Raw genomic sequence first — 9,612 nt, forward strand, 5'->3', positions numbered from 1 at the left:
GTGTAGATCGAGGCTTCGTCGATGGCCACTGCGGCCAGCGCCAGCGCCACCGGCGCGCTCAATGCCGCCATGACGGTGAAGTTCGCTTTCCTGTCACTCAGCATCAACCGGGCAAGCCGACCGATCCCATTGCACGCATGCAGCAGCATTCAAATGCCCCCGACCCTGATCGTTGACTGGCGCCTGATCGTGGTCCCGGGCATGGCTATGCCCGGGAAAAGGTTCCAGATCGGCAGGTTGCGGGCGTCGTATTGGATGGACACCACGAACTGGCTTCCATCGGCCGTGCTGTCGTTGGCCTGGTAGGTCAACTTGCTGACATCCACGAAGGGATATCCGCCGGCATTGTTGGTGACGAAGCTGGTTACGAGCGTTTGACGTTCGGTCTGGTTCAACCCGGCAATTGCCGTGCGGGCGGCATCCGCTGCGATCTGCTGGATCGAGTTGGCGGCGCCGAAGTATATACCGTATGCAACCATTCCGAGTAGAAGAAGAATGAAAATCGGTGAAAGCAAGGCAAATTCAACCGCAGAGGTACCGCGCTCTTCTTGAAAGTTCCGCATTAGTTGACGGATTTTGGGCAATTTACTTGCTCCGTTACTCATAGCCGCCGCGCGTCTGAAGCTCGAACCGTATAGAAGGTACTCGTAATGTAACCTCAGGTTGCTTAAGAACGCATTAAGACATTCCGGCAAACTGGCATGGCTCCCGATTCGCGGTGAAAAATAGCGTCGAGGTGAAGAAACCAAGTCAAGCTTTTGGTTTCGGCTGGTGTTTCAGCGGCCACACCATAGCTTTCGTCCGCCTTACTTTGGGTGACCCAGAGAGTCTGTTGAAATAAAAATTCTCCGCGTTAGTGTCTGGGCACGAGCCGCAGGACGGGAACCAGCGGCGCGCTCAAAGGGGTCAGATATCGGCTCCAGGGCGTCAACACTTAATAGGCGCGCCAACGGCGGCGCCGACAGGGAGAACTTCATGCTGAAAAACATGCTGAAGGCGACTGTGTTCGCCACGACGATGACGCTGGCCGCCGGGACGTTCTACACGCAGGCCTTTGCCGAGACCGTCTATAACAGGGGCACCGCCGCTGAATCGGAGTCGGTCGATCCGCACAAGACCTCGACGGTTTACGAAGCCAATGTCCTGCGCGACCTGTTCCAGGGCTTGGTCATGCAGGACCAGAAGGCCAATCTCATTCCTGGTGCCGCCGAGAGCTGGACGGTTTCGGACGACGGAACCGTCTATACGTTCAAGCTGCGCAAGGACGGCATGTGGTCGGATGGCAGCCCGGTTACGGCTGACGATTTCGTCTATGCCTTCCACCGGCTGGAGGATCCGGCGACCGGCGCCGAATACGCCTCGATGCTGTATCCGGTAAAGGGTGCGGAGGACGTCAACACCAAGAAGGGCAAGCCTGAGGACATGGGCGTCAAGGCGATTGACGCAAATACGCTGGAGGTCACGCTGAAGGCGCCGACGCCCTACTTCCTGGAGATGCTGACCCACCAGGCGACCTATCCGGTGAGCAAGGCCTCCATCGAAAAGCTCGGCGCCGATTGGATCAAGCCCGGCAATCTCGTTTCGAACGGCGCCTATACGCTGGCCGAATGGGTTCCCAACGATCATATGAAGCTGGTCAAGAACCCGAAATTCTGGGATGCGGCGACCGTCAAGTTCGACGTCGTCAACTACATCCCGACCGAGGACCGCTCTTCGGCGATGAAGCGCTTCGAGGCAGGCGAACTGGACAGCTACGACGACCTTCCGACTGAACAGCTCGCCGATCTCAAGACCAAGTTTGGCGACCAGATCCACGTTGGACCGTATCTCGGCACCTATTATTATGCGATCAAGACCGACAAGGCGCCGTGGGATAATGTAGAGCTGCGCAATGCCATCTCGATGGCGATCGACCGCGACTTCCTCGCCGAAAAAGTCTGGCAGAACTCGATGCTGCCCGGCTATTCAATGGTGCCTCCCGGCATCGAAGGCTACACGCCGGCAATGGCCAAATATGCGGACATGCCGCAGATCGACCGCGAGGATGCGGCCAAGAAGATCCTCGAGAAACTCGGCTATACGCCCGAAAAGCCGCTGAAGATGGAAATCCGCTATAACACGTCGGAAAACCACAAGAACACTGCGGTGGCGATCCAGGAACAGCTGAAGCCGCTTGGCGTCGACGTCACGCTGCTCAACACCGACACCAAGACCCACTACTCCTTCCTCGAGCAGAAGGGCAACTATGATCTGGCACGTGCCGCCTGGATCGCCGATTACAAGGATCCGGAAACCTTCCTCGGCATCTCGCGCAAGGCCAGCGGCAACAATTATTCGGACTACAACAGCCCGGCCTATGAAGCGGCCATGGACAAGGCGGCCGCCGCCGGGGGCAACCCCGAACAGCGCATGAAGGAACTGGCCGACGCCGAACGCATCCTGGTCGACGACGTCGGCCAGATACCGCTCCTCTATTACAGCTACCACGATATCGTCTCCTCGAAGCTGCATGGCTTCGTCGACAACGTGATGGACGTGCATCCGTCGCGCTTCGTCAGCAAGGACTAACCCTGGCCAAGCCACCGCGCCTTCCAGGCGCGGTGGCGATGGTTTGCCATCGCATCGGCCCGGGTACCGGAATTCGATTTCGGCAAATGTCGGTGCGAAGATTTGAAAGCTGGAGCGCGGCCGTCCAACTGGACGCGCGCGGCTCTGGATCAAGCGGGGCACCGATGCTGCGATACGTATTACGGCGGCTTCTGACCGCCATTCCAACGCTGTTCGTCATCGTGACAATGGCGTTTTTCCTGATGCGCGTCGCGCCGGGCGGTCCATTCAACCAGGAGCGGGGGCTCAGTCCCGAGATCAGGGCCAATCTCGAAGCCCAGTTTGGCCTCAACGACCCGCTCTGGCTGCAATTCGTCCACTATCTCGGCAATCTGTTGCGCGGCAATTTCGGCCCGAGCTACAACATGCCGGATTTCACCGTCACCGAACTGTTCGCCAAGGGGCTGCCGATTTCGGTCCAGCTCGGCGCCTCGGCGCTTGTCCTGGCGCTGCTGCTCGGTTCCGTGCTCGGCACCATTGCGGCGCTCAATCAGAACAAGCTTGGCGACTATACGGTGATCGCGCTGGCGACGGCCGGCAGCACCATCCCAACCTTCGTCATCGCGCCGGTGATCCAACTCCTGTTCGGGCTGACCTGGAGGCTGCTGCCGATCGGTGGGTGGGGCGATGGCGCTTTCATCAACAAGGTCGGTCCGGTGCTGACGCTCGCCCTGCCGCAGATCGCCATCGTCGCCCGGCTGATGCGTGGCTCGATGATCGAATCCTTGCGGTCCCACCACATCCGCACGGCGCGCGCGCTGGGCCTGTCCGACTGGTCGGTGGTGGTCAAGCATGCTTTGCGCGGCGCCATCCTGCCGATCGTCTCCTTCACCGGTCCGGCGGCGGCGGCACTGCTGACCGGCTCGGTCATCGTCGAGACGATCTTCTCCATCCCAGGCGTCGGCCGCTATTTCGTCGATGCCGCGCTCAATCGTGACTACACGCTGGTGATGGGAACGGTGGTGGTGATCGCCATCTTTACCATTGTCTTCAACCTGATCGTCGACGTCATGTACGCGGTCGTCGATCCGAGGGTGCGCTATGACTGACATCGCGGCCACAGTCGCCCCCACCGTCATCGGCCGTTCGCTCTGGGGGGATGCCTGGGCGCGGCTCAAGGCCAATCGCGCCGCCATGTTCAGCCTGTATTACCTTGCCCTGATCGGTGTCGTCAGCGTGTTCGGGCCGTGGTTCGTGCCGCATCAATACACCACCATCTATGCCGACTATGTGCGCATGCCGCCAAGCCTGTCAGCCTATCCGAAGGCCGACATGATCGAGACGGCGCTCACCGAAGCGATCAAGCGCATGCGGGTCGACATCAAGGAATGGCGGCAGGAAGGCAACCAGGTCTTCGTCACCGTCAAGTCGACCAGGCCGATCGACGATCGCAACATCCGCTATCTTGACCGATCCGATGCCTTTGACGACACCAAGATCGAGAGCAAGTCGCCGGACGGTCTCGAAGTGACGATGAGCGCCTCGATCAAGCAGCAATATTTCCTGTTCGGCACCGACAACACCGGACGGGACCTGTTGTCGCGCACGCTGATGGCCGGGCGTATATCGCTGGCCATCGGCCTGCTCGCGGGCGTCGTGGCGGTGGTCATCGGCGTGGTCTACGGGGCCGCTGCCGGTTTTGCCGGAGGCAAGGTCGACGAGGTGATGATGCGCATCGTCGACGTGCTCTATTCCTTGCCCTTCATCTTCTTCGTCATCATGCTGGTGGTGTTCTTCGGCCGCAACTTCGTGCTGATGTTCCTGGCCGTCGGCGCCGTGCTGTGGCTCGACATGGCGCGCATCGTGCGCGGCCAGGCACTGTCGATCCGCCGCCAGGAATATGTCCAGGCGGCGGAAGCCATGGGCGTCGGCCAGCGCGGCATCCTGCTGCGCCACGTCATCCCCAACCTGCTCGGCCCGGTGGTCATCTACATGACGCTGCTGGTGCCGCAGGTGATCATCCTGGAAAGCTTCCTATCGTTTCTCGGCCTCGGCGTGCAGGAGCCGATGACCAGCTGGGGCGTTCTGATCTCGGTCGGCGCCAAGAACATCGGCACCGCCAACTGGCTGCTCCTGTTCCCCGCCTTCTTCCTCGTCTCGACGCTGTTTGCGCTGAACTTCGTCGGCGACGGCCTGCGCGACGCACTCGACCCGAGGGATCGCTAAGATGGGGATCGCTAAGATGCGGGTCGATAAAGAGGGGGACCGCTGAGATGGCTGCTTCCGAAACGATCCTCAGCGTCAAGGATTTGCGTGTCCGCTTCCGCACGCTCGACGGCGCCGTCGAGGCGGTCAAGGGCATAAACATCCATGTCAAATCGGGCGAGACCGTTGCCGTGGTCGGCGAATCCGGCTCCGGCAAAAGCCAGACGATGATGGCGGCGATGAGCCTGCTGGCGTCGAATGGCGAAGCGACAGGCAGCGTCGACTATCGTGGCCGCAATCTTCTAACACTCAGCAAATCCGAGCTCAACAAGGTCCGTGGCCGCAAGATCAGCATGATCTTCCAGGAGCCGATGACTTCGCTCGATCCGCTCTATTCAATCGGCAACCAGTTGATCGAACCGATCCGCCGGCATCGGGGCCTGAATGTCGCCGAGGCGCGTGAAGAAGCGCTCAAACTGCTGCGGCTGGTGCATATTCCCGATCCCGAGCGGCGGATGAAATCCTATCCGCACGAAATGTCGGGTGGCCAGCGCCAGCGTGTGATGATCGCGATGGCTCTCGCCAACGACCCTGACATATTGATCGCCGACGAGCCGACGACGGCGCTCGATGTGACCATACAGGCGCAGATCCTGATGCTTCTGGCCGAATTGCAGCGCAAGCTCGGCATGGCGATCGTCTTCATCACCCACGATCTTGGCATCGTCCGCCGCTTTGCCGATCGGGTCTATGTCATGCGCCAGGGCGAGGTTGTCGAGGAGGGGGAGGCGGAGGCCATCTTCGTCAACCCACAGCATGCCTACACGAAAATGCTGCTGGCGGCCGAGCCGACCGGCAGCAAGGCGCCGCCGCCCGCCAACGCCCCAGTGCTGCTCGAAGGCAGGAATGTCGAAGTGACGTTCAGGATCGGCGGCGGGTTTCTTGCTGGCGAACCGCTGATGCTGCGTGCAGTCGATCACATCTCGATCCGGCTGCAGCGCAACCAGACCATCGGCATCGTTGGTGAATCCGGCTCGGGCAAATCGACTCTTGGCCGCGCCTTGCTGCGGCTGTTGCCGAGTGACGGGCTCATCCGTTTCGGCGATCGCGACATTTCCCAAGCCGACAGGCAGGCGATGCGGCCGCTGCGGCGCCAGATGCAGCTCGTCTTCCAGGACCCGTTCGGCTCGTTGTCGCCGCGCATGACTGTCGGCCAGGTCATCACCGAAGGACTTCTGGTGCATGAGCCTGACCTTTCGGGCAAGCAGCGTGATCAACGCGCGGTCGAGGCCTTGCGCGAGGTCGGCCTCGACCCCAACGCCCGCAACCGCTACCCGCACGAATTCTCCGGCGGTCAGCGGCAGCGCATCGCCATTGCCCGCGCCATGATCCTGAAGCCCAGGCTGGTGGTATTGGATGAGCCGACTTCGGCGCTCGATCGCTCTGTGCAGAAACAGATCGTCGAACTGCTGCGCAAGCTGCAGGCGGACCACGAATTGTCCTATCTCTTCATCAGCCACGATCTGTCGGTCGTGCGCGCCATGGCCGACTACATCATCGTCATGAAACAGGGCAAGATCGTCGAGGAAGGGCCGACCGAGGCGATCTTCAGCAATCCGCAGCACGCCTACACACAGACGCTGATGGCCGCCGCGATCGACGTGACGCGATTTCGCCTGAGCGCCTGAACCGGGCTCTGCACCGAGGCGTTGGCTGTCCGCTCAATTCGCGGACCTCTGGCACTTGCGCGCTCGCACGGCGGCAATGGCATCCTGTTGCTGCTTAAGCCGGTCGATCCTGGCTGTTTCACGGTTGGCTACCGCGGTCTTCACGCGTGAGCCGCCGAGCAGCCAGCGTGGAACATTGGTGTTGGCGACCTTGCCGCGCGTGATTGCCGTTTGCGAGATGTCACGGGCGACGTCTCCCATCGCACTGTTGAGGTCGGTGCACGTCATTGAATCGTATTTCGCCGGATCGACGGTTCTGCCGAGCGATGAACAGCCAGCGACGAGAACCAGCGTCATCACAAGAATCAAGGGCGGGGCTGTGGTTGAATTCAAATTCATGTCGCACTCGGCCCGCCGTTTCACTCATTCCATCAGGTCCATCGACCCTAGAGCCGACGGGCCTTTTCGTCAAAATATGCGGCCGCGAAGCAACCTGCCACAGGGTTCGGCCATGCGGGCCGACGGCAGGAACATCCCCAGTCTGAATTGCTATCTGCCGGGTGTGGAGTTCAATCGCTGGCAAACGGAGAGTGCCGGTTCCGGCGACGTCGAGGCGGCTTTCCTAAGCTGCTTCGGCCACCAACGTCGACGGGGGACCGCCGAGCACTGTCTGAGCGATCTCGGCGTCATTTTCATCGACATGCGCCGTCACCAGGACGACGCCCTCGGCCACGTCCTGATCATCCGCCTTCATGGCGTGCAGGGCGAATGTTCCAAACAGACCGCCGGCAACGCCGCCACAGACCGCGCCAGCCACCGCTGTTGGCAATACGCTCGCAGCAACAGGATTGATGCCAACTGCCGCAACGACGCTCAGACATGCCAACCCGCCGGCAGCAGCGCCCAGTACCGATCCCAAAGCGGAAACCCAAACAGATCCTGTCTCGTCATTGTAAGGCCCGATGATCGCGATCTGTACGCGAGGAATTCCGGCCGCCACCAAGTCGCTAGCGACCCGCGTCGCATCGGCGTGGGAATCAAAAAGTCTGCTAATCGTCGGCATGGTCGCTTAACGCTTCGGGCTGTTCAGCAGCGTGTCGGTGAGGAATGACGCGGCAATCAGGTCGTCAACCTCGATTCGGCCCTCGCCGCCCTCCATGATGGCCGCGACCTTCTGGAAGGTCTTCATCTCGTCTTCGGTAATCTGGGCTTGCTGCATCCTGGCCTTGATCTCTGTTACTCGCGTGCTCAGGGCATCGGATCGTTTGGTCTCACGGTTCGACATGCTGCTGCTCTTGGTTTCATCGATCATTTTTGCCCGCCACCCCGAATTTGGGGCAAGCGCATGCGTTTCCAACCTGGACTTCGGTCGGGCAGGGGTCAGACCTAAGTCTGGCTAGGGGCAATTGTCTTGCCGACGGTGCTGCCAAAAGCATGATCAAAGGGCCTCTCGTGGCCCGATTCCTTCAAGAATCGGGCCGGAGATCTGTGGTCAGTACCCGTCGTTCTCGATCACCACGGGATGGTGCCGATGGTGGTGGCGATGGGTGGAAACGGAACCTGTCACGACAACGGTATCGCGGTGATGATGCCGGCGCCCATGGTCGTAGAACGCCACAGTACCATGGCGGCGGTGGTGCAAGCGCTGACCGTCTTCGTTGATGATCTTGACGCTGCCGTGATGTCGATGATGGGTTCTAACAACCACATCGGCTTCGGCTGCCGAAGCCACGACGGGCAGTCCAATGGAAATCGCCAACGCGCACATGATCATTGTTTTCATTGCAATTTCTCCATTTTCTTAATTAGCCCTTCATTGGATTAACTGCCCCTGATCACTTTGGTTCCGGTGGTCCGGCATCGGCCCGAACGTTCACTGGTCATCGCCGGATCTCGTCAACGACGGAACATTAGACGTGCCTGATGGTTTTATTTCTCGCAGCCGGGATCACGATTTGGTGTCTGCTGCGGATCAGTCGGCAAAGACTGGTCGGCCCGCGTTCTCCGCCAGAGGCGCGGGCTTCCCCCAGGCAACAGGAGAGAGATCATGAACAATATCATTTGGCTCGTTGGAGCTGTGGTCATCGTGATAGCGATCTTGAGCTTTTTTGGCCTCCGCTAGCCGGACGCGCGTGCCAGTTGAGATGTTTTCCGGAATCTGTCCGCGAGCGCACGTATGAAGGCATAAAGCGGCCGGTTGACCGTCTGGTTGCTGTCCAGTGCAACAGGCATCGCTGTCGGCCGGCGGGGAGACGCGAGTAATCTCGCTTGAGGGGCAGGTGGAGCGCCGAAGTCGGGATGCGCTAACTCTTTGTTTTTTCTGGTCGGAGTGGCAGGATTTGAACCTGCGACCCCCTCGTCCCGAACGAGGTGCGCTACCAGGCTGCGCTACACTCCGTGACCAGACCGCGGGCTTATAGCCGCCACACTTCGTTCCTGCAAGCGGCATGGCAGCACTTCTGTCGCATTTCATCGGCTTTCGTCGAGCATAGCCCGAAAGGCTCGGATTCCCTCCTGGGATAAACGTGGCTTAAAGCCTTCTGTGCTAAGCCGCAGTCCTCGACAACTCGTAATTTCCGCCACTCGGAGTTTTCCAGTCTTGTCCTTCAGCATCGTTGGCGACGCCCGGCCCAACAGTTTCGAGTTCGAAACCGAAGCGCTGATCAAGCCATCCGGCTTTCGAGAATATGATGCGCGCTGGTGGTTTGGCCATCCCGGCTCCGCGCAACTGCCGGAGCTCAATCTGAATGGCGTCCAGGCGCTCGGAATGGGGCTTGGCACGCTGATCCGCCGTGTCGGTGCCGGTCCCGATATCGTCACCGGGCATGATTTCCGCTCCTATTCGCTTGGCATCAAGCTGGCGCTGGTGTCCGGTTTGATGGCTGCAGGCGCTCGGGTGAGGGACATCGGACTGGCGTTGTCGCCGATGGCCTATTTCGCCCAGTTCGCACTGGACGTGCCTTCGGTCGCTATGGTCACCGCCTCGCATAACGAGAATGGCTGGACCGGGGTCAAGATGGGCGCGGCGCGGCCGCTGACTTTCGGGCCGGAAGAGATGAGCGCGCTGAAGCAGATTGTACTGGCCGGCGACTTCGACCTTGTCGGCGGCGGGTCTTATGATTTCGTTCCCAATTTTCGCGAAACGTATCTCGACGATCTGACCCGGGGCAAGCGCATCTCGAAAAAGCTCAAG

9 protein-coding genes, 1 tRNA gene and 1 pseudogene are annotated in these 9,612 nt (G+C 60.3%); 5 read left to right on the plus strand and 6 right to left on the minus strand.

All coding sequences use genetic code 11. The features are described 5' to 3' along the window. Positions 1 to 149: 149 nt before the first annotated feature. A complete protein-coding gene (locus tag EN879_RS12795; protein WP_174299092.1) occupies positions 150 to 563 on the minus strand; it encodes a TadE/TadG family type IV pilus assembly protein in 414 nt (137 codons plus the stop codon). Positions 564 to 975: 412 nt separating this feature from the next. Between EN879_RS12795 and EN879_RS12800 the strand changes: the two genes are divergently transcribed. The 4 genes from EN879_RS12800 (at position 976) to EN879_RS12815 (ending at position 6,440) form a co-directional block, all read left to right on the plus strand. Beyond that, on the plus strand, positions 976 to 2,568 hold the full coding sequence (locus EN879_RS12800; protein ID WP_013532692.1) for a peptide ABC transporter substrate-binding protein: 1,593 nt from the start codon (positions 976 to 978) through the stop codon (positions 2,566 to 2,568). A 164-nt stretch (positions 2,569 to 2,732) separates the two neighbouring features. Further along, positions 2,733 to 3,656 carry an ABC transporter permease subunit gene (locus EN879_RS12805; protein ID WP_013532691.1) on the plus strand — a complete coding sequence of 308 codons (924 nt, stop codon included), beginning with the start codon at positions 2,733 to 2,735 and terminating at the stop codon, positions 3,654 to 3,656. Further along, positions 3,649 to 4,773 (plus strand): ABC transporter permease subunit, encoded by a 1,125-nt coding sequence (locus EN879_RS12810; RefSeq protein ID WP_013532690.1) that lies wholly within the window; start codon positions 3,649 to 3,651, stop codon positions 4,771 to 4,773. The genes EN879_RS12805 and EN879_RS12810 overlap by 8 nt, the downstream gene beginning before the upstream one ends. A gap of 47 nt (positions 4,774 to 4,820) precedes the next feature. Next, complete coding sequence (locus tag EN879_RS12815) at positions 4,821 to 6,440, plus strand: ABC transporter ATP-binding protein (RefSeq protein ID WP_013532689.1); 1,620 nt, start codon at positions 4,821 to 4,823, stop codon at positions 6,438 to 6,440. Between the two features lie 33 nt (positions 6,441 to 6,473). Here EN879_RS12815 and EN879_RS12820 read toward each other — a convergent pair whose 3' ends face one another. The 5 genes from EN879_RS12820 to EN879_RS12840 all read right to left on the minus strand — a co-directional run bounded on the left by EN879_RS12820 (position 6,474) and on the right by EN879_RS12840 (position 8,817). Continuing rightward, a complete protein-coding gene (locus EN879_RS12820) occupies positions 6,474 to 6,818 on the minus strand; it encodes a hypothetical protein (protein WP_013532688.1) in 345 nt (114 codons plus the stop codon). Between the two features lie 223 nt (positions 6,819 to 7,041). Then, positions 7,042 to 7,482, minus strand: coding sequence for a hypothetical protein (locus tag EN879_RS38960; RefSeq protein ID WP_063167694.1), 441 nt, complete (start codon positions 7,480 to 7,482; stop codon positions 7,042 to 7,044). Between the two features lie 6 nt (positions 7,483 to 7,488). After that, entirely contained in the window at positions 7,489 to 7,704 is a 216-nt protein-coding gene (locus EN879_RS12830; protein WP_024503705.1) for a hypothetical protein, read from the minus strand. Between the two features lie 207 nt (positions 7,705 to 7,911). Next, on the minus strand, positions 7,912 to 8,202 hold the full coding sequence (locus EN879_RS12835) for a hypothetical protein (RefSeq protein WP_013532685.1): 291 nt from the start codon (positions 8,200 to 8,202) through the stop codon (positions 7,912 to 7,914). 538 nt (positions 8,203 to 8,740) lie between these two features. Further along, a tRNA-Pro gene (locus EN879_RS12840) sits at positions 8,741 to 8,817 on the minus strand. A gap of 201 nt (positions 8,818 to 9,018) precedes the next feature. On the opposite strand from EN879_RS12840, the pseudogene EN879_RS12845 reads away from it, so the two are divergent. Further along, positions 9,019 to 9,612 (plus strand): annotated as a pseudogene (locus tag EN879_RS12845) (phosphomannomutase/phosphoglucomutase); the annotation flags it as partial.

The organism is Mesorhizobium sp. M7A.F.Ca.AU.002.02.1.1 (assembly GCF_003998535.1).
Classification (GTDB): domain Bacteria; phylum Pseudomonadota; class Alphaproteobacteria; order Rhizobiales; family Rhizobiaceae; genus Mesorhizobium; species Mesorhizobium ciceri.